This window comes from Methylobacterium sp. J-026, from assembly GCF_022829585.1.
GTDB lineage: Bacteria > Pseudomonadota > Alphaproteobacteria > Rhizobiales > Beijerinckiaceae > Methylobacterium.
This window is the reverse complement of the sequence record NZ_JAKSYC010000270.1, coordinates 1-18,935: the sequence shown is the minus strand read 5'-3', so window position 1 is coordinate 18,935 and position 18,935 is coordinate 1. Positions and strand designations below refer to the sequence as shown.

Genomic DNA, 18,935 nt, shown 5'->3' with positions numbered 1-18,935 from the left:
AGGAGTGCCCTATGACAGAGACCCGCGAGCGCCTGACACCGGAGGAGCGGGCCGGCCGCCAGCGCCGGCTCATGACGGTCGGCGAGTATCTCTACGGCCCTTCGTGGCAGAATGCCTTGGCCACGCGCCTGGAAAAGCGCGGCCCCGTCGCGGTCCCCCGCGTCCGCCTGAATCAATGGGCGAACGGCGCCAAGCCTGTTCCCGGCTGGATGTTGCCCGTCATCGAGACGGTCGCCCGGGAGGCGGCCGCCGAGCTGCGCCAGCGCGCCCTGGTCCTCGACGCGATCGCCGCTGGCGGCGACGCCCCGCCCGGCGCCCCCGGCGAGCCCGAGGGAACTGGTGATTCGTCCGTCGAAACCGGATCCACCGTTGACCAGGGCGCCGCCGGTGGCGCCGGGGAGGCCTTCGAGTTCTCGATGGACACTCCGGTTTCCCCGCCCGGCGCCGACGAGCCCGAGTTCGACATCGGCGCCTTCGTGGACACTTTCGTCCAGACGTACGCCCACGTCCCGCTCCCGCGCTAGACGGGGCCGCCCCCGCCCTTCCTCTGCCGTACGAGCCGCTGTTCCTCAGGCTCGCTTAGGGTTTGGCGGAGGGGTCGGGATTCGAACGGCCAGCCGGTCTCATGCCTTCCTCTCCCTCAGGGGCTTGAGCCCGCGGGACTCGACGACGGGGCTGCCGTCGAGCGGTGGCAACTTGACGAGGCTGATCGCGTCGAGTGCGGCCTGCAGCTCGGGCCCGGAGCTGTACCGGCCGAGGGTGAGGCCGGACCTCTTGTGCCCGACGATCGCTGCGATCAAGTCACCGTTGACGCCGGCACGCTCCATCTTCGTGATGAACCATCTCCTGAAGCTGTGAAAGTTAACTAGAGACCTTCTTTTCCCTTCAACTTCATCTCTTACCGCAACTTCTCTCGAATACCTCGTGAAACGCTTACTAAAGTAAGAGGAGCGCGGCTTCTTGGACGGAGCCTTTGGCCCTGGCCAGTCCTCGAAAAGGCTCGCCGTCGGGGGCTTGCCCTTGATCCGCCGCAGGACGATCGGGCGAAGGTCTGGGTGGATCGGCACGTGCCTCTCGTCCGTCTCCTTCTTCTGAGGCTTGAACGCGAAGATCCCCTCGGCGCACTCGCCGACTTTCAGGTCGATGACCGCGTCGAGTCTGGCCCCGGTCAAGGCAGCGACGGCCATCACGTCGAGCATGCTCTCCCCTTCGAGCGGCTTGCCCATGAACAAGGTCTGGACCTCGGTGTCGGTATAGGCGCGCTCCTCCTGCTCCCCCTCGACGACCTCCCGCTTGATCGTCAGGTCGTAGATCGGGTTCGCCTTGGCGATGCCGCGCTTGCACAGCCAGGCCCAGTAAACCTTCAAGCGCCCGAAATACTTGACCTTCGACGCCCAGCTCAGGTCCGAGCTTTCCTGGAGCCAGTCGGCGAAGGCCAGGGCCGTGTCCCGGTCGAAGGCCTCGACGTGCCGGGGGATGCGCTGGCTCTCCATCCAGTCGAGCAGCAGGTTCAGAGCCCGCGGTTCGTCGAGCTTGGAGCGTTCCTTGATCTTGAGGCTCCGCATGAAGTCGGGATGCGGTGCCGCGATCGGGGTCAGCTTCCCGTAGGCGATCCGGCGGTACTCGGAGGCCTCGCGCCGCGCCTCGGCCGTGAAGAACTCGGCCATGATCGGTCCCTCCTCGTCGTCGATGACGGTCTCCTCCCGCCGGCCGGCGTTCAGTATCTCCGCGGCCCGCGCCTCGATCTGGTGGTCGATGAGGGTCAGGAACGAGCCCTGAGCGGTCTTCATCTCGCGGCGCAGTTCCAACGCCTCCGCGACGAGCGAATGCTTCCGGCCGCCCCGGGCGTCCCAGGCATCGGCGATCCGCTTCTTGAACTCGGCGACGACCGCCACGCTCCGGGTCTTGGCCAGCACTACCGACTTCGTGTCGAGGCCACGCACGAGGCGGTTGCCGAGCTGCCCGCGCAGTTCCTTGGGCACCGCCATCGTGACGCGGTAGAACCCGTTGTAGGCGGCGACGTAGGGGATGTCTGAGCCGGGCTTGCGGGGCACTGTCGGAGGTCCTGGAGGGCGGCGCGTACCGCATAAGTACCGCTACCGCGAACCGCAAAAGCCTTCAAGCGCCGTGGGTTGCTTATGCCAGAATCGGTTAAGTGGACCTTGGCGTCTAATCCCTCCGTCTCCGCCAGATTTTCTTTTCTAGCTAGTCATTGAGCTGGCGTTTCGCCAGACGCCGAATTTCCCCGGTCGTGGCGGCACTTTGCGTCGGCCGGATATCCGAGCTGAGCGGCTGAGACGACCTCGAGCGGATTTGTAGGCCGTTCTCGCGTTGCCGTCTCGCTTTAGCTTGTCGCCAGTACCGCCGTCTCAGCCTGCGCCCTAGGCAGACTGCCCGCCAGCAGTCTCTGCGCCCGCGCACAGCCTCGTCATGTTCGTACTTAATGACTGCGCGAACGCGTCGAGGCCCCGGAGGGCCTCGTTCTTCTCGATCGCATCAGACGATGATATGAGGGAGCGGAGTGTTTGATCGAGCCGGCGGCCTAGGCCATAGCCAAGCTCGCTCGCTGTGCAGCCCAGTCCAGTGGCAGGCGGGTGTCTCGCATCAGCTGAGCCGCGTTCAGCTCGGGCGGGTGATCGCCCGCGATCAATCGGGCCGTAATGTCGGGCGCGAGGTAGCTGAGCCGCAGCAGTCGCGTGGTGTACGAGCGCGTCAGACCCTCGGCCCGCGCCACCTCGTCAATCAACATCGGCGTGTCGCCTGTCAGCCGCTCGCGGATGCGATGCGCTCGGCCTAGCAGCCGTGCCAAACTCGCATCAGGATCGGGACCCGCCGCCTCGCCCGGCAGCATCAGCCGCATCTCCATACCGACACGCTTCAGCCCCACCGGCACCGCCAGCTGCAGCGGCAACTCAGCTGCGGTCGAGTCATCTGCCACCTCCAGCTTACGCAGGCCAAGCCGATGCAGCAGGGCAGCGCTGTCGATCGCGATCTCGATCCGCCCGGCGTGCACGTCGATGCGGGTGAGGATTGCCTGCAGGAGCTGACGCTGCTGTAGCTCCGGCAGCGCCTGCCACTCCGCCGCCAGCCGCGCGGCTGCCACCACCATCGCGTGCTGCTCCGGGGCAGACCGCTCGCGCGCGAGATCCTGCAGCGCGCTCGCGTCCGTGAGCAGCGCGCGTAGGCGATCCGTCACCACCGCCTCAAGCTTGGCCGCCGGGATGCGTTGACCAGCGAGCTTCGGCTGGGTGTCGACCACACCGGGATTCGCATCCTCCCCTGTCGCGTCGTGTGGATTGTCCTTGTCGGCACCAGCCGCGCCGGTGATCAGGCGACGCGAGACGTAGTAGCGGTAGCGCACCCCGCGCTTGTTGGTGTGCGTCGGCGTCAGCCGCTGGCCAGCGGCGTCATAGACCAGCCCGGCCAGCAGGCTCGGCGCCTCCGCCCGCACACCTTCGTCGCGCTCGACCCGGTTCTGCGACAGGATCGCCTGCGCCTCGGCAAACAGCTCCGCATCCACGATGGCCGCGTGCTCACCGGGATAGGCGTCGCCCTTGTGCACTACCTCACCTCGGTAGAGCCGGTTGGCCAGCATCGCGTACAGCGCGCCCCGCCCGAGTGGCTGGCCGCCGAAGGTGCCGCCATCGGTTGCGCGCCGCGCCTTGCTGAGGACGCCCGTTTGCGCGAGCTCGGCCGCCAGCAGCCGCACCGAGCGCAGGCAGCAGTACCGGCGGAAGATCAGCCGCACCGTCTCGGCCTCGGCCTCGTTCACGACGAGCTTGCGCTCGGCGACGTCGTAACCGAGCGGCGGCAGGCCACCCATCCACATGCCCTTGCGCTTGCTCGCGGCGATCTTGTCGCGGATGCGCTCACCGGTGACCTCGCGCTCGAACTGGGCGAAGGACAAGAGCACGTTCAGCGTCAGCCGGCCCATGCTGCTGGTGGTGTTGAACGCCTGCGTCACCGAGACGAACGAGGCGCCGCGGCGATCGAGCACCTCGACGATCTTGGCGAAGTCCGAGAGTGCGCGGGTGAGGCGGTCGACCTTGTAGACCACGACCACGTCGACCTTACCCGCCTCGACATCGGCGAGCAGGCGTTTGAGGGCGGGCCGCTCCATGGTGCCACCGGAGTACCCGCCATCATCGTAGAGGGCAGGCAGGAGCTGCCAGCCCTCATGCCGCTGGCTGGCAACGTAGGCCACGCAAGCCTCGCGCTGGGCGTCGAGCGAGTTGAAGCTCTGCTCCAGGCCCTCCTCGCTGGATTTGCGGGTGTAGACCGCGCAGCGCAGTCGCGGTTGGCCGCTGCGGGCGGGAACTGTTGGCTTCGGCTTAACCATGGCGTGTAGCTCCTCTGATCCCGGTCAGACCGAAGAAGCGCGGACCGGACCAGTGCGCGCCGGTGATTGTGCTGGCGACGTGGCTGAGCGAGCGGTAGCGCTGGCCGTCATGTTCGAAGCCGTCCGCAGTGACGGTGACCACGTGGGTGCGGCCGCCCCACTCGCGCACGAGCCGCGCGCCCGGTGACAGCGTGACTGGCCGGGGGGCGGGATGAGCCGTCTCGGAGCATGGTGGATCTGCAACCATCGCCATCTCCGCCAGGGCACGCAGGCGGCGCTGGGTAGCTTTGGTCATGCCGCCGTGGGCGAGTTCCTGGGCGCGGTGGGCGAGCGCGCGCACGAGCAGGTCGCGGCTGAGCAGCGGAGGCGTAGCGCGGAAGAGGCGGCGCCACTCAGCGCGCAGCTCGATGGTGCTGAGGCCTGGCAGGGCAGCCAAGGTTGCGACGAGGTCGCTGCTCATCGCGTGGCCTCCTCGGTGACGGTGGCGATCTCACTGGCGGCCGGCGCCGCGGTGTCGCTGGCATGCGGCTCGTTGGAAGCGATGCGGTAGCGGGTTGGGGCGTCTGCGGTGCGTATCGTACTGAGAGCGTAGCCGCGCTTGCGCAGGCCGGTGAGCGCCGCGCGGGTGGTGTGTGGCAGCCAGCCCAGGGCACCGACGAGCTCGTCGATGCCCGCGCTGTCCGGGCGGGCGAGCATGGCGACGAGACGATCGAGCTTCGAGCCGGCCCGTGGGGCGCGGACCGAGGACAGCTCGGGCTTCGCGACCGTCTCGACCTCCAGAGTTGCGGGAGCCACGTGGGCGAAGCCGGCTTCCGACAAAACGGGAGCGGCGGACCGGCGTCCCGAACCATCCTCTGAAACACTGTCGGTGACCAGGCCGCGGCGGCGCAGGGCCTGAAGGGCAGAGCGGTAGGTCGGCGGCTTGATGTCTCCGGGCCGGGCGAGCTGGTGTCCGGGATGGCTGATGGCGGCGGTGAGGATGCGGTGCTGGATCGGGCTGAGCGTGTCGGACTTGGGCTTGCGGGACATGGCATGATCCGTTTTTGGCGGCAGCGTAGCGCTGTCACTGAGCGGACCCCGCGAGTGGCTGTGGGCCAGCGGGGTCGGACCGGGCTGCGGATCATCAGCCTGTCACCCCCACAGCAATGCGTGCTTCGCCGGCACAGTCCAGGGCAGGTCCCGCACGTTGCCGATTGAGCTTGGCCCTGCTCGCAGCAATCCACTGCTCACATGCTGACGGAAGCTGTTGACCGAGGCCGTGTGAGAACGCAGATCCCTCAGGTTCAAGGCGAATGTCCTGAGAGTGTCGCAAAGCGAAGTGGTGGCCCTCAGGCTCGGATCGCCGCCATCAGCGGACCGACCACGAGGATCTGGATCATCCGCTTCATGTTGTAGGCTAGAACCTGCAGGCTCATCTCTGTTCTGACCTTGGCCAAGGTCCGGGTCAGGAAGTGGGTCGCTCCCATCCAGGCCTTCAGTGTGCCGAATGGGTGCTCAACCGTTTGGCGACGGATCTTCATCGCGTCCGGCATCCGGTCGAGCCGCGCCTGCATCGTGTCGAGGACGCCCTCGTGCACCCAGCGTTTGACACGCCGCGTCTCAGCCGGCGTGCAGCGGGGCTTCAGCGCGCAATCGAGACAGGCCGTCAGATTGCGGTAGTGGTCCATCTCGTCGCCCTCGGCTCGGCGGTCGGACCGGGCCGGCCCCTTGGTCAGGTGCTGGCCGGCGGGACAGGTGTAATGGTCACGTCCGGCGTCGTAGACGAAGTCCTGTCCCGTGAAGAGGCCACGCTTGGCATGGCCCGAGGTCAGGGTCTTTGGCACGCAGGGCAGCACGCCGGTGCCTTCACAGGCCAGGACCTGCTCGCCGTTGAGGTAGCCCCGGTCGGCCAGCACCGTGAGCGTGGCGCATCCCGTCGCCGCCTGCGCCAGAAGCCCCATCGGCGCGAGTTGCGCCCGGTCGTTCCCGATGTTGGTCACGTCGTGCGCCACGATCAGGTGATGCTCGGCATCCACGGCCGCCTGGAGTTGTAGCCGACCATGCCGGTGCCCTTGCCGCTGGTCGCCATGGAGCGCGCATCGGGACCGGTCAGCGAGACCTGGCCGTCAAGTGCGGCCTCGACCTGCCGGCCTCTCGCCTGGAGAACCTGCATCTGCTCGCGCAAGCCAGCGATCTTTTGCTTGAGCCGCGTCGTGCGCGCCTCGGCGATGTCGCTCGGCTCGCGGTCGGCCCGGTCCAGCGCTGCGAGGTAACGGCCGATGCTCACCTCGACCTGGGCAAGTCGAGCTTCGACTTTGGCGGCGGTGAAGTTTCTGTCGCGGTTGTTGACCGCCTTAAACTTGCTGCCGTCGACCGCGACGACCGCCTTGCTGAACAGGTTCAGCCTGCGGCACAGCACCACGAACTGCGCGCAGGCGGCCTGGATGGCCGAACCGTTGTCTTTGCGGAAGTCGGCCAGAGTTTTGAAGTCGGGCATCAGCCGACCGGTCAGCCAGATCAGCTCGATGTTGCGCTGGCTCTCGCGTTCGAGGCGCCGGCTCGACGGGACGCGGTTGAGGTAGCCGTAGAGATAGATCTTGAGCAGGATCGCCGGATGGTAGGCGGGACGGCCCGTTGCCTCCGGCACGGCGCCCGCGAAGCCGAGCGTTGTCAGATCGAGCTCATCGACAAACACTTCGACGAGGCGAACCGGATTGTCGGCGGTGATATAGTCGTCCAGGCAATCGGGAAGCAGCGTGATCTGCTGACGGTCCTCGCCTGCGATGAAGCGCTTCATCCCGACCTCCAAGATCGGAATTTACCCTATCAGATCAGCACGTTTTCACACAGCCTGGACCCTAAGCCGAACTTCAGGATGTCCGCTTTTCGGCGTAAACGGCTGACCCTCAGAGCGAAACGATACCAAAAATTCGGATATCATGGTGCCCTCCGCCGGGTGCTTGTCATCAGCCCTGGCCCCCGTCATCGCCCTCTGGTGCTGATCGAGTCGCGACCCTAAGCCGTTCATCGCGCAGCGCCCTGATGACGCTACGAACCGCCGTCTATGCGGTCACACACATTATTGAAACATATTTGTGCACCTGAATAAAACTGCCGCTCAGCGTCGGAAGGCTGGAAATCAGACAGCTCAGCTACCATCTCCGAGAATAGGATGCGCTTATTATGCGCACGGATTTCAGCGAAGGCTGAAGATGAGTATTTCTGATGCGTTCCGAACTTTTATCGGCAACATCAAGGTTGATAACTCAGACACGATTGGGCTTCGCTACGAAGAGATAACTGGAGCGCTGAATCAAGAATTCAGGAGTACGGACTCGAAGGTTGCGAACCGGCTTCGGATCGGGTCCTATGGCAGATGGACCGCGATTAAAGGCGTCTCTGACCTTGATATGCTCTACATCATGCCGGCTTGGCGCTGGGCGGATTATGAGGACGGCGGCCAATATGCGCTGCTGAAGAAGTCCGCAGATGCAATCAGAGCGCGTTATCCCCGCACGCCGGTGAAGGTCGATCGCCTCGTTGTGCAGGTGCGCTACGGGGACTTCCACGTCGAGGTGCAGCCAGTGTTCGAGCAGGCTGACGGCTCGTTTAAATACCCGGATACCTACGGTGACGGAGCCTGGAAGATCACGAAGCCGCGCGACGAGATCGCGGCGATGGCGGAGTTCGAGCTGCAGAAGAACAAGAACCTGCGGCGTCTCTGCCGGATGGCCCGCGCCTGGAAGAACAAGCACGGCGTGGCGATGGGCGGCCTTTTGATTGACACTTTATCATATAACTTCCTAAAACAGATGATTGAATATGACTGTAAAAGCTACCTCTACTATGACTGGATGAGTCGGGATTTTTTCAAGTATCTTTCAGAGCAGCCTAAGCAGGATTATTACGCCGCCCTCGGAAGCGGTCAGCGCGTGCGCGTCAAAAAAGACTTCAGAAGCAAGGCCAAGAAAGCCTACGAGCTGTGCCTTTCAGCCATCGAGGCGGAAGGCGAGACCTATCGCAACGAGCGCTGGCGTAGAGTCTACGGCCGGGGCTTTCCTCCGCGGCCTGATTCGAGGGTCGCCGAGGCCGTGGTGGCTATGGATGCCTATGCAGCACCAAACACAGAGGAATTTATCGAGGATCGTTTTCCCGTCGATGTTCGCTACGACATTGAGCTGGACTGCGAAGTCACACAGAGAGGCTTCCGCCCGACTTTCCTGAGGTCGATGATCTCCTCTCGCATGCCCTTATTGGCGAACAAGAGCCTGCGTTTCTTCGTCAAGAGTAGCGAGGTTCCGAAGCCTTACGACCTTTATTGGAAAGTGTTGAATCGGGGCAAGCAAGCCGTCAAGCGCAAGTGCATTCGCGGGCAGATAACCCGCGACGGGGGCTACCACGAACGGAAGGAGAGTTCGGACTTCATGGGCGATCACATCGTGGAATGCTATGCCGTCAAGGACGGCGTGGTCGTCGCCACCGACCGCACCCACGTACCCATCAGCACGACGAGGGATTAAGGTGGATAAGGCCGGCTTGCTTAAGTCCATCGCCGAAACCGGCTACAACGTCGGCTTCGGCGCGAAGAAACACTACGCGACGTTCGATATCGTTGAAAAGGCGCCAGGCTGGATCGGCTTCATATCCACCGGGTTTGGCATATTCGGTTTGGTCTACGAATCCCTTTCGGCAAAGCTGCCCTCGGCGACGCTGACTTTTCTTGGTGTATCGGCGCTATACATCAGCTTCTATCGCAGCAAAAAGTATGACGAGGTTGGCCGGCAGCTTACACAGCTCTTCAATCAACTCCGCGACCTATACCGCTCGGTAGAAGGCGGCGCCAATTTGATCGAATCGGCCACGATCCTGAAGGAGATCGAGTCCAAATACTATTCCATTGCGATAAGCAGGCAAATACTATTCAGCGATTGGTATACCCATTATAAGTTTTTCGCTCAGCAGCAGATCGACTGGATCAATGAGCAGAAAAATTTTACTTGGAAGGATATGTGGCCACTATCGTTCAGGATGTTTTGTGGCGTCGCAGTCGTTGCGCTCATAGCTGGCGGCATATATTTACTAAAATAGGCGCGCTGCGGATTAATTCCGGCCAAGAATTTCTTCTACTTATTGAATTCCATGTCCGCTACCCTGATCGGCGTTCGGAACCGCTGATCGAGCGCCAAGCCGTCCGCCACGGCGATGACGTGCTGCTCTCCACTGGCGACGCGGCAGAACTGCAGCTCGGGCTGCAGACCGGCGGTGCGGAGATCCTGGTAGGTGGTCCATACCTGCACGGCACAGCTGGCTGCCTGCACGGTGCCGGCGGGGACGGCTATCGTCGATGCCGGACAGGTGGCTTCGTGCAGCTTAACGTCCGCTACCGGGCGTCGAGCTGATGTCCGTTCATGGCGCGAAGCGGCGGCTTGGAGCGGCAGATCTTGGCCGCAAGCGGCTGGTCTGCTTTCGGTTGCACGATGCGCTAAACCGGACACCGGAGCATTCTCGCCCCTGCATGAGAAAGATACGTTTTCCCGACCTGAGAATAGCCGACACGATTTTCCGACAGGCTCAAAGCCATTTCGGCGGCCCAACACGCGTGGCCAGCGATCGTCGGTTAAACGATCATTTTTCCGACCCATTAGGCCGAGCTACCTGAAGTTGAGTCTTAATAAGGCATAATTGATGTAATGGCACGGCAGAAAATCAGCCACACTGATCACTTACAACTCCCTAACAGAGACAATAATTGCCAGATTGTTCAATCGAATCAGTGCAAGTATTCCGGTTTAATAGAGAAAATGGGACGCAGCTGGTTTTCAGCTACCTCGATTTTCCGTAAAAAGTGATCTTCATTTTAACTTTTGCTCGTACGGATCATACAATTCCATCAGCACACCGAGTGTCGCGCGCCATTGGATCGCCTTCATACGGTGCAGACGGCTGTTGGCGATAAATGCGTTCGCGAATGCGCTGTATCCGCCCGCCTCGGCCTCCCTGGCTAAGGTAGCCAAGTCCGTAGCGAACGTCTCGTCCACCTCGACCCCCTCGGCCAAGGTCCGCATGAGTTCTATCATCGGATCGTACATGAGATCGAGTTAGAGAGCTGCCACTGCCACGCCAAACGCCTAATTGTCAGCGAGCGAGCGTTCTTCGCCGGTGAAGGACAGTACGAACTGCCCGGCATCATCGTGGATCTCGAACGTCATCTGCGTGGACTCAGGCGACACCAATTCAGTGCCGCAGCGTGCGATCTCGATCGCTTCATCCAGGGTGGCGATGTCGCGCAGCTCGGAGCGGTTGGACGAGCTGCCGTTACCGGGTGCTCGGAACAGAGATACCGTGTAGCTCATAGGCCTGTCAGGTAGAGATTTAGCGCGGGCGAGCCGGCTGGTGGGCTTCGACGCGGAAGCTAGGGCAGATCGACCATGCCGTCCAAGCTGGCTGCTTCGTTCCGGGGTCGCAGGCAACGAGGTCCAGTGGGTGTAGTCCAACCATGCCCAGCAGAGATCATTCTTAGGACGCCTCTCGCGGCCATGCGGATCGCACGGACGATGTGCATCTTGACCCGGGCTGCGGCCGCTTCACCAACCTACAGGCCGGTCACGAACAGGCGCCCGTCGCGGGGGCTGTCTGCATCTCAATTCGATTTGGGCGCTCCACTTGTGAGTCCTATTCGCTCGCCCCCTAGGGACTCAGTTGCAAGGCATCACCATACGCGTGTGCGCCCCGCTCCAATTATCGATGAGGTTGCTCTGACGACAGAAAGAGACCGTTAACTACAATCCCTTCCATCGATCGCAGTCTGAGCCGAGGTGCAGCTCGGTCAAGCAGCCCGGGCCAGCGATGTCACCTGATCGGTGAACTCTTCCGTGATCACCGTGAAGTTCAGCAGCGGCGCCCGGCCAAAGCTGGTTGTCAAGGCGCAATCGGTGGCGTCCCGGCCCCGCGCCATGACGATGCGGCCGATCCGGCGCGTGTTGTGCCGGGCGTCGAACGTGTACCAGCGCCCACCGAGGTAGACTTCGAACCAGGCTGAAAAATCCATTGGGTTAGGATCGACCGGCACACCGATATCGCCCATGTAGCCGGTGGCGTAGCGCGCCGGGATATTCATGCACCGGCACAGGGTGATCGCGAGGTGGGCAAAATCACGACATACGCCGGCCCGTTGAGAATGCCCCTCGCTGGCGCTGCGAGTGCAATCAGCCCGTTGATAGTCGAACTGCAGCTGGTTGTGAGCATACTCGACGATCGCCTGTACCAGCGCCCAACCCTCGAGGGTATGACCGAACGTGTTCCAGGCAAGCTGCGAGAGCTTGTCGGTGTCGCAGTAGCGCGAACCCAATAGGAACGGCAGCACGTCATCAGGCAGCTCCTCAATCGGGTGCTGGCGTGCCTCCGGTGCATAGGCGTCGGGTTCACCGCTGTCCTCGATCAGAAAGTCGGCGGCCATCGTGATCGAACCACCGGGGGCGACGATACGAGTACAGACGTTTCCGAACGCATCGATGTGTTGGGTGGCGGGGACCGGAGGGTCGAAGGTGATCACTTCAGGGGTAATTAGATCGGCTTGCCGGTCGGGCTGTACAGACAGCAGGAGGTTGATCGGGGTGGGACCGAAGGTGTGAAAGCTGATGTTAAACCCTGCCCTGATCTGCATTGGCCGACCTTTCTGCCTGTTCACTGTGTTGCTGTAGGTTTGAAGTGGCGCCCCGTTAAGTAAAAAACAGTCGAAAATGTCGCAGCGCATGCATGCATAATTCGCATGCCTAAAAGACGGGCATGGTGTTGAATTGCGCGCTCTGCATTGCTCAGCTTTGATGGATTTAGGCATCTGGACACGTGAGGGGCAGGGTGCCCGGATCTGGCATCGTCCCCCGCGTCAACGGACCTGGATCACGGTACAGATCAGGGCGTATCGTGGATGGTGAGTATGTCCCCGTGCGTGTCCTTGATCGCGTCGAGCACGGCTTGCGGATCGGCCGGCTGCGCCATGGAGGTGGCCTGCTCATCGACGCGGTCAACGAGGTGGGGATGGTCGCGCCGCATCTCCTCCAGCAGCGCGATGATCTTGGCGTTTTTCTGCTCGGTGACGATCGCGAGTTCGAGGGTGAGCTGAGCTCGGTGCTCGGCGAGTTGCTCGTCATGGCGCTGGGTGATCAGGATCAAGCTGGTGATGTACAGGCTGAGCAGGCCTCCGACATCCTGCAGGTACGCGAACGGCGGCGGGTCGAAGCTCACACGGCCCATCGCCGGAAGTAGCAGGTTCAGCCCGATCCAGGTCAGGATCGCCAGGGTGAGCACGCCGACGAAGCGCGGGCGACCGATGGCGCTCGTCATGCGGGCGACGGCACGTTGGACTGGGGTGGCGCGGCGGTGGTGCTCTGCGTGGAGCTGCGCGATCGCCCGGACTGTGTCCTCGATGTGAGCAGGCAGGATGGGGGTGTCCGACCCCTCAGCTGATAAGCGCACCGCGTTGTTTATAGGGTTGGCCATAATAGCCCGCGTCCGGAACATCACGAGAGGTACGGCCGGCGCGGCTACACGTTCCAATTTGGCTGCCAATGACGTCTATGTAGAAGGCCCAATTAATAATTTCGCGCGGTTCACAGCGTGTTCCTCGAGTTTAGGTACCCATCGATCCCGGTGTTGCCGTGATACCACGCTTCCGTTCGATCCACGCCTTAATAGGAACTCAACACCGTCGGAGTATTTGTCTTTATCATCACGCAAAGCGGAGTGGGGAGGACCTATTCGGATGGATGAAAACACCCGCGCCATCGGGAGAGGTCCCGGTGGCGTTGAGATCGCTCAACCCGCTTTGGAATCACTCAGCTCGTGGATCCAACCCGGTTCGCCCCGTGCGATCCAGCATCATCTCGGGCGCAAGCTTCAGGTTATGTACGCCGCTCTTCCCACGACACCAGTGCCGGATCAATTCGCGCAATTGCTCACCCAGTTGGACGGCGCCGGCGTCGCAGACTGAACGCTCACCGTCTCTCAAGCGGGATCCGTACCCTCACCCGCAATAAGACATCGCAGCGGCGCGACGATGGTGCATACGACGCCCGTCGCCGGGTAAGCCAGATCCACCACGCCCTCGAAACTTCCGGCGAGGCCACGACCGATCAGCCGAGTGCCGAACCCAGTGCGCTGAGGGGCGACGACCGGCGGTCCGCCTGCTTCCGACCATCGCAGCGTGACCGGGGCCTCCGCGCCGTCGCCGTCGATGCGCCAGGTGATCGTGACCCGACCGTTCGCGTTCGAGAGCGCACCGTACTTGGCCGCGTTCGTGGCCAGCTCGTGCAGCATCAGCGACAGCGACAGCGCGGCTCTGGAGCCGATCGGTACGATCGGCCCGTCCAGCACGATGCGATCCGGATGATCACGGTGGATATCGAGCACGTTCTCGATCAGGCCGCTCAGCGGAGCACGCGATAGGCCACCGCCGAGCAGCAGGTCGTGCGATCGACCCAGGGCGATCAGCCGATTGGCCAGAACGTCCCGGGCGGTATCCAGATCGCCAGCCCCGCGCATCGTCTGCGTGGCGATCGATTGCACCATCGCCAGCATGTTCTTCATGCGGTGGCTGAGTTCGAGGTTGAGGGTTCTCTGCTGCTCCTCGGCCTCGATCCGCGCGATGGCGGCCCGCGTGCGGTCGGCGACGTCGCGGATGAATGCGACCTCATCGTCCCCCCAGTCGTGCGGCTGCGCCTTCAGCGCGAAGAAGGTCGCCACGAAGCGCCCGTGCTCCATGATCGGGTGGTTCGCCAGCGCCCGCGTCCCGAGCGCGACGAACGCTGCGGCTTGATCGGCGGTCCGGGGATCGCACGTCACGTCGCGGATCAGCACTGTCTCGCCGCGCTTGAGCTGATCTACGAAGGAGCCGTAGTCGCGGAACCGGTGCAGCCCCGCGATGGCCGGAACGTCGGTAGCCCGCCATCCCGGCGCGATCTCGATGGTCTCGCTCGGCAGATCGACGGCGCCGTAGCCGGCCTGCGTGAGCTCGAGGCTTTCGCCGAGGATCGTGGTCGCGACGGCGATGATCGCGGCGGTATCGCTCAGGTCGCGCAGCCGATCTCCGAGCCTCGCCAGGGCGGCCTGGCGCAGGGTGGCGGTCTTCCGGGCGGTGATGTCGATCGACACGCCGGGATAGCGGAGCGGCTTCCCGGCCTCATCGTGGTAGCAGCGCCCGCGCGCGTAGACCCATCGGATTGATCCATCCGACTGACGCAGGCGGTACTCCTCAGCGAACGTCCCGGCGCTCGCCAGGGCGATCTGGATCTTGGCACTCACCCAGCCCCGGTCGTCGGGATGGATGCCGTCAATATAGCGCGCGATCGGTGTGCCGGCGGCGGCTTCGACCGGATCGACCGAGTACAGCCGGGCGAACAGTTCGCTGGCGACGATGCGGTCGTTCGGGATGTCCCAATCCCACCACCCGACGGCACCGGCCGCGTCGAAGGCGAGGTTCAGGCGTTCCTCGCTCGCGCGCAAAGCCTCCTGGGCGACACGCTGCTCGGTGATGTCACGGGCGACACCTTCGAACCGAATGGGCCTACCGTCCTCTCCCGAGACGATCGCACCGTTGCGGGCGATCCAGCGCATCTCCCCGGTATCCGGGCGCCGAATGCGGTACTCGACATCCCGCTGGGCGCTGCCGCTGCTGCGCGAGGCCCGGCTGGATACAAGCATCCGATCCTCGGGCAGAAGCAGCGCCTCGATCTCCGCGGTCGGGTAGCTGTCGCGCACCGGTACGCCGTAGAGGCGGCAAAACTCCGGTGTCGGATGCAGGATGTCGTCGGCGATGGTGACGGAGAACACCCCGACGCCGCCAGCCTCCTGCGCGCGCTGCAGGCGCAGGGCAGCCGCCTCGAGGGCCTCTGCGTCCAGGCGCTGCACGGTGATATCCCGCGAGACGGAAAGCAGTTTCTCCGGCTTGCCGTGCGCATCGAAGATCGGCGTGACCTGGACATCCCAGTAGCGCGCGTTGCCGGCCATGGTGCTGGCCGTGCCCTGGAAATGGCCGACGCTTCCGGCCCTGGCCGCGGCGACCGCTGCCTGGGCGTCGCGGTTACCCAGGCCGGTCCAGAAATCCGGCCACGGGCACCCTTCGATCGCGTTGAAGTCGCTCACCTCCATCACCCGTTGTCCGCCCTCACTCATGAAGGTGAGTTTGGCGTCGAGATCGAGCACCTTGATGCAGTCGGCCGAGGAGGCGAGTACCCCGCGCATGAACTCGGCGTCGGCGCGCTGCTTTTCCTCGGCCAGGCGCTGCTCTGTGCGATCGCGCAGGATCTTGATGAAGCCCTCGGGTACCCCATCCTCATCATTAAGGGGCATCATCTCGCCGAGGGCATAGAACCGGTTGCCATCCTTGCGCTGATGCCAGCGCTCGTCGTTGCCGCGCCCGTGCAGAAGGGCTTGGCCCATCTCCCGCTCCGGGATGCCGTCCCGGGTGTCCTCGTCGGTGAAGAACACGTGCGCGGGCTGCCCGCACATCTCAGCCGCGGTCCAACCGAGGATGCGCTCGGCGCCGACGTTCCAGCTCGTGACATGGCCGGTGAGGTCCATCGCGATGATCGCGTAGTCGATCGCGCTCTCCAGGATGGCCTTGCTGCGATGATCGCTCCGGCGGTGCTGACGGAGCATCCGGCGCAGTTCGAGCGTCGTCATTACTTGCTGCGCCAGCGTGCGCAGGATCAGGCGCTGCGCGTCGGTGAGCCGGCCTGGCTTGTCGTCGGCGACGCACAGGGTGCCGATCGCGATGCCCTCGGCCGTCCTCAGCGGCACGCCGGCGTAGAAGCGCAGATGGGCTTCACCGGTCACCAGCGGGTTGTCAGCGACACGCGCATCCTGGGTCGCGTCCGGGATCTCGAACCCCTCGTCGTACTCGATGGCGAGCGCGCAGATCGAGGTGCAGAGCGGCAGCTGCTTGGGCCCGTCACCGGCCACGGCCTTGGCCCACTGACGACCCTTGTCAATCAGGTTGATCAACGACAGCGGCATGCCACAGGCGGCAGCCGCCGCCTCGACGATAGCGTCGAACTCGGCCTCGGGTTCGGTGTCGAGAATATCATAGCGGCTCAGGGCGAGCTGACGTCGATGGCGGCCCTCGATCCCCTCTTCGAGGGAAACTCCCACCCGACCTTCATGCCTGAATGCGTTCATCAAAATTCGTTCGCGGCCGTCCCGCCTCATGCCTTTGAAGCCGTTCGTGAGCAAGGCATCTCAGCATATCGGACCGGCCTCATGCCAGAGGCGCCCACGTTCGGCTCGCATACTGGATCGCTTGGAGCAGCTTACGCGAGCATCTCCACTGTATCTCGTTCGGTCTCGCCTGAAACCCGCCGACCGTGCACCCCGTAGTGGCCGAGGTTCTCAGCGTGCCGGCAAGCGATGTCGTATCTCGCCTATCGCGCTAAGCGCACCCGGGTCGTGCCGTGCACAATACGTCCGAGCTGCTTCTGTTAGATCGTCTCACCGGCAGCGGGCTGGAGCCGGCGGACTCAGGGGTGTAGATTCGGGCCGGCTGACTGCCGCCGGCGGTCGGATAGGTTGTGTCCTTCTCGAATACCTTCATCGTTGCCATCAACGCCATGGGATCCTTGCCCGCGGCCTTAAGCACGGCCTTGACCGCGTTGGCGGCCGTCGGCCCCTTGCGGGTGTCCTTGACCGACTGGGTGCCGATCGGCTTGGCGCCGAGCTTCTTCAGCTTGGTGAGCACCATGCGCATGTCCTTGTCGGCCTCGCGCATTTCCTGCGCCTCGGCGGCCTTCTCGCTCTTCATCATCCTCCTTGGCGTGAGCGAGCCCGCTCACCACGGCCAAGAATCCGATCAAGCCGAAAACGGACACGAATGCGAGGGCTGTGCGATCGATGAAGCGCATATGCAGTTCTTCGTGTGCGGGTCGGTTTACCCGCGCACAACGCACTACCCCGGTTGTTTCCGGCCATTGAGAGGGACGCACCAACGCTACATGCCAGAGGTACCGTCAGCTCGGCCTTAGGCCTGAGCGGCCTCACCCGCCGCTCAGGTCTGATGCGGGAGCGCTCGTGCCGGCTACATGATCGTGCCGGGCCCAACCGGGCCCCCCGGGAAGACGTCCGGACCGACCGGATCGCCAGGCACGGGATCGGATATCGGCTCCGGCCCCGGGGACGGCGGCACATCTCCGGGCATGGGCTCCGCCGGTGGCTCGCCCGGCGTCGGTAGATCGGGTGCGTCGGGGTTTGGCATACCGGGACTAGCCATAGTCAGGTTCCTCCGCGTCGGGCGCCTAGGCTCGACCTCTGCCAACACGCGCCCCCGGTGCCGCGGTTCCCCAACAGAACCGATCCGATGCAACCGGGGCGAGCAACCGGCCCCATCGATCTGCGGTTGACCGGTGAGTAGCCCGGGTATGCCGGGCGCACCCCCCTCGGGACCCAAACCCATGCCGACCGAACTGCACGACCGGACCCACATCGACGTGTTTGACCGCTCCGCCCGCGAGGCTTGGGCGTACCGCTTCGGGGTCACCGAGGAGCGCTTGCGCAAGGCCGTGCGCATAGTCGGCTCCCGCGTCACCACCGTCGCGGCCTATCTCGGCCAATCCATCCGCTGATCATGGCGCGAGCGTTTACCTGTGGTCGATGATGCCATCATGCGCGAGGCCGAGCGGATCGAGATACTGCTCGCCGAGGACGAACCGCTCGCTCGGATGGCGGCGGCGCAAGCGCTCTCGGCGGTTGGGCTCGAAGTCATCCAGGCCAGCGACGCCACCCAGGCGCTCGCCATCCTGGCCGAGCGCGAGACGGTACGCGTCCTGGTCACCGACATCGTCATGCCGTCCGGGACGGTGAACGGCTATCAGCTTGCGGCGATGATCGCGGTGCGCTGGCCGCAGATCCGTATCCTGATCGTGTCCGGCGCGGACCGGCCGCAGCCGGGCGAGCTTCCGCTCGGCGTCGGCTTCCTGGCCAAACCGTGGACCGGGCCTGATCTGGCCGACGCGGTGCTGGCACTCGTCGAGCGACAGAACCTGCGTGCGTGAAGCTACAGATGGATGCGTCCGCATCGACGGTGCGAACGGCAGCCCTGGAACTGATGCGCAGGCTGACTAACGAAATGCTGGCCGACGAGGCACTGGCGTCGGCGGTCGCGCAGACGGCCGCGGAGGTCGAGCGCGACGGGTGTTTCGGTGAAGCCGAAGTCCTGCGCGTCGTCGCCCACAACCACCGCATCCGTGCTCTGGATGGGCAAGCCCAGTTCGCCGGTCTTTTCGCGGCGTACAGACACCTGCAAGACTGGCTCGACGCCGGCTCCGACCGCCCGTCGTAACGGCGGCGTATCGGAGCGCCCCTAACGCGGTGGTGATCCTATATCGCCGCGCGCCGGACCACCGTTCGGACTGGAGCCGTCCGTAGCAATGCCGCCTTGTCCACGAGGAGCGCGGCCGCGATCTCGCTCAGCGCGGCATGCTCGATCTCGGCGATGCCGTCGTGGTCGGCTACGTCTACCGCGACCAGGAACATACCCTCGCGCTGCTCTGCCGGCCGGCCGGCGATCGCCGCGGCTCGGCGCAGGTTCTCTACTCGACCAGCCCGGGTCCGTGCTCGACCGATCGCATCG

18 protein-coding genes and 1 pseudogene are annotated in these 18,935 nt (G+C 64.0%); 7 read left to right on the top strand and 12 right to left on the bottom strand.

The window, feature by feature from the left end:
* Positions 1–11: 11 nt before the first annotated feature.
* Complete coding sequence (locus MKK69_RS22820) at positions 12–524, top strand: hypothetical protein (protein ID WP_147749990.1); 513 nt, start codon at positions 12–14, stop codon at positions 522–524.
* Between the two features lie 99 nt (positions 525–623).
* On the opposite strand, the gene MKK69_RS31235 is transcribed toward MKK69_RS22820, so the two are convergent.
* The 5 genes and pseudogenes from MKK69_RS31235 to MKK69_RS22795 form a co-directional block, all read right to left on the bottom strand.
* Positions 624–2,054, bottom strand: coding sequence for a tyrosine-type recombinase/integrase (locus MKK69_RS31235; protein ID WP_147749989.1), 1,431 nt, complete (start codon positions 2,052–2,054; stop codon positions 624–626).
* Positions 2,055–2,542: 488 nt separating this feature from the next.
* Positions 2,543–4,339, bottom strand: a complete 1,797-nt coding sequence (locus MKK69_RS22810) for a recombinase family protein (protein ID WP_243971727.1) — start codon at positions 4,337–4,339, stop codon at positions 2,543–2,545.
* Complete coding sequence (locus MKK69_RS22805) at positions 4,332–4,799, bottom strand: DUF2924 domain-containing protein (RefSeq protein WP_243971725.1); 468 nt, start codon at positions 4,797–4,799, stop codon at positions 4,332–4,334. Before MKK69_RS22805 ends, MKK69_RS22810 begins: the two co-directional genes overlap by 8 nt.
* Entirely contained in the window at positions 4,796–5,368 is a 573-nt protein-coding gene (locus MKK69_RS22800; RefSeq protein ID WP_243971723.1) for a DUF3489 domain-containing protein, read from the bottom strand. Before MKK69_RS22800 ends, MKK69_RS22805 begins: the two co-directional genes overlap by 4 nt.
* A 299-nt stretch (positions 5,369–5,667) precedes the next feature.
* Positions 5,668–7,115 (bottom strand): annotated as a pseudogene (locus MKK69_RS22795) (IS1182 family transposase).
* A 415-nt stretch (positions 7,116–7,530) separates the two neighbouring features.
* On the opposite strand from MKK69_RS22795, the gene MKK69_RS22790 reads away from it, so the two are divergent.
* Together MKK69_RS22790 and MKK69_RS22785 are read left to right on the top strand one after the other, a co-directional pair.
* Complete coding sequence (locus tag MKK69_RS22790; RefSeq protein WP_243971721.1) at positions 7,531–8,838, top strand: nucleotide-binding domain-containing protein; 1,308 nt, start codon at positions 7,531–7,533, stop codon at positions 8,836–8,838.
* Position 8,839: 1 nt separating this feature from the next.
* On the top strand, positions 8,840–9,406 hold the full coding sequence (locus MKK69_RS22785; protein ID WP_243971719.1) for an SLATT domain-containing protein: 567 nt from the start codon (positions 8,840–8,842) through the stop codon (positions 9,404–9,406).
* A gap of 35 nt (positions 9,407–9,441) precedes the next feature.
* On the opposite strand, the gene MKK69_RS22780 is transcribed toward MKK69_RS22785, so the two are convergent.
* The 5 genes from MKK69_RS22780 to MKK69_RS22760 form a co-directional block, all read right to left on the bottom strand.
* Positions 9,442–9,813 carry a hypothetical protein gene (locus MKK69_RS22780; RefSeq protein WP_243971717.1) on the bottom strand — a complete coding sequence of 124 codons (372 nt, stop codon included), beginning with the start codon at positions 9,811–9,813 and terminating at the stop codon, positions 9,442–9,444.
* 357 nt (positions 9,814–10,170) lie between these two features.
* Complete coding sequence (locus tag MKK69_RS22775) at positions 10,171–10,407, bottom strand: hypothetical protein (RefSeq protein WP_243971716.1); 237 nt, start codon at positions 10,405–10,407, stop codon at positions 10,171–10,173.
* Positions 10,408–10,446: 39 nt separating this feature from the next.
* The gene (locus MKK69_RS22770) at positions 10,447–10,671 is read right to left on the bottom strand and encodes a hypothetical protein (RefSeq protein WP_243971714.1); all 225 of its coding nucleotides are present in this window, start codon (positions 10,669–10,671) and stop codon (positions 10,447–10,449) included.
* A 473-nt stretch (positions 10,672–11,144) separates the two neighbouring features.
* Positions 11,145–11,981 (bottom strand): transglutaminase-like domain-containing protein, encoded by an 837-nt coding sequence (locus tag MKK69_RS22765; RefSeq protein WP_243971743.1) that lies wholly within the window; start codon positions 11,979–11,981, stop codon positions 11,145–11,147.
* A gap of 248 nt (positions 11,982–12,229) precedes the next feature.
* On the bottom strand, positions 12,230–12,661 hold the full coding sequence (locus MKK69_RS22760) for a DUF1003 domain-containing protein (RefSeq protein ID WP_243971712.1): 432 nt from the start codon (positions 12,659–12,661) through the stop codon (positions 12,230–12,232).
* Between the two features lie 418 nt (positions 12,662–13,079).
* On the opposite strand from MKK69_RS22760, the gene MKK69_RS22755 reads away from it, so the two are divergent.
* Positions 13,080–13,307, top strand: coding sequence for a NepR family anti-sigma factor (locus tag MKK69_RS22755; protein WP_243971710.1), 228 nt, complete (start codon positions 13,080–13,082; stop codon positions 13,305–13,307).
* Between the two features lie 14 nt (positions 13,308–13,321).
* Here the strand turns inward: MKK69_RS22755 and MKK69_RS22750 are convergent, their stop codons facing one another.
* Together MKK69_RS22750 and MKK69_RS22745 are read right to left on the bottom strand one after the other, a co-directional pair.
* The gene (locus MKK69_RS22750) at positions 13,322–16,546 is read right to left on the bottom strand and encodes a PAS domain S-box protein (protein WP_243971708.1); all 3,225 of its coding nucleotides are present in this window, start codon (positions 16,544–16,546) and stop codon (positions 13,322–13,324) included.
* Positions 16,547–16,742: 196 nt separating this feature from the next.
* Positions 16,743–17,111 carry a hypothetical protein gene (locus MKK69_RS22745; protein WP_243971706.1) on the bottom strand — a complete coding sequence of 123 codons (369 nt, stop codon included), beginning with the start codon at positions 17,109–17,111 and terminating at the stop codon, positions 16,743–16,745.
* A 646-nt stretch (positions 17,112–17,757) separates the two neighbouring features.
* On the opposite strand from MKK69_RS22745, the gene MKK69_RS22740 reads away from it, so the two are divergent.
* Genes MKK69_RS22740 through MKK69_RS22730 form a run of 3 tightly spaced genes read left to right on the top strand, consistent with a single transcriptional unit; the run spans position 17,758 to position 18,644 of the window.
* A complete protein-coding gene (locus MKK69_RS22740; RefSeq protein WP_243971704.1) occupies positions 17,758–17,928 on the top strand; it encodes a DUF3606 domain-containing protein in 171 nt (56 codons plus the stop codon).
* Positions 17,929–17,967: 39 nt separating this feature from the next.
* Positions 17,968–18,357 (top strand): response regulator, encoded by a 390-nt coding sequence (locus MKK69_RS22735; protein ID WP_243971703.1) that lies wholly within the window; start codon positions 17,968–17,970, stop codon positions 18,355–18,357.
* Between the two features lie 8 nt (positions 18,358–18,365).
* Positions 18,366–18,644 carry a hypothetical protein gene (locus tag MKK69_RS22730; protein ID WP_243971701.1) on the top strand — a complete coding sequence of 93 codons (279 nt, stop codon included), beginning with the start codon at positions 18,366–18,368 and terminating at the stop codon, positions 18,642–18,644.
* Positions 18,645–18,935 lie beyond the last annotated feature (291 nt).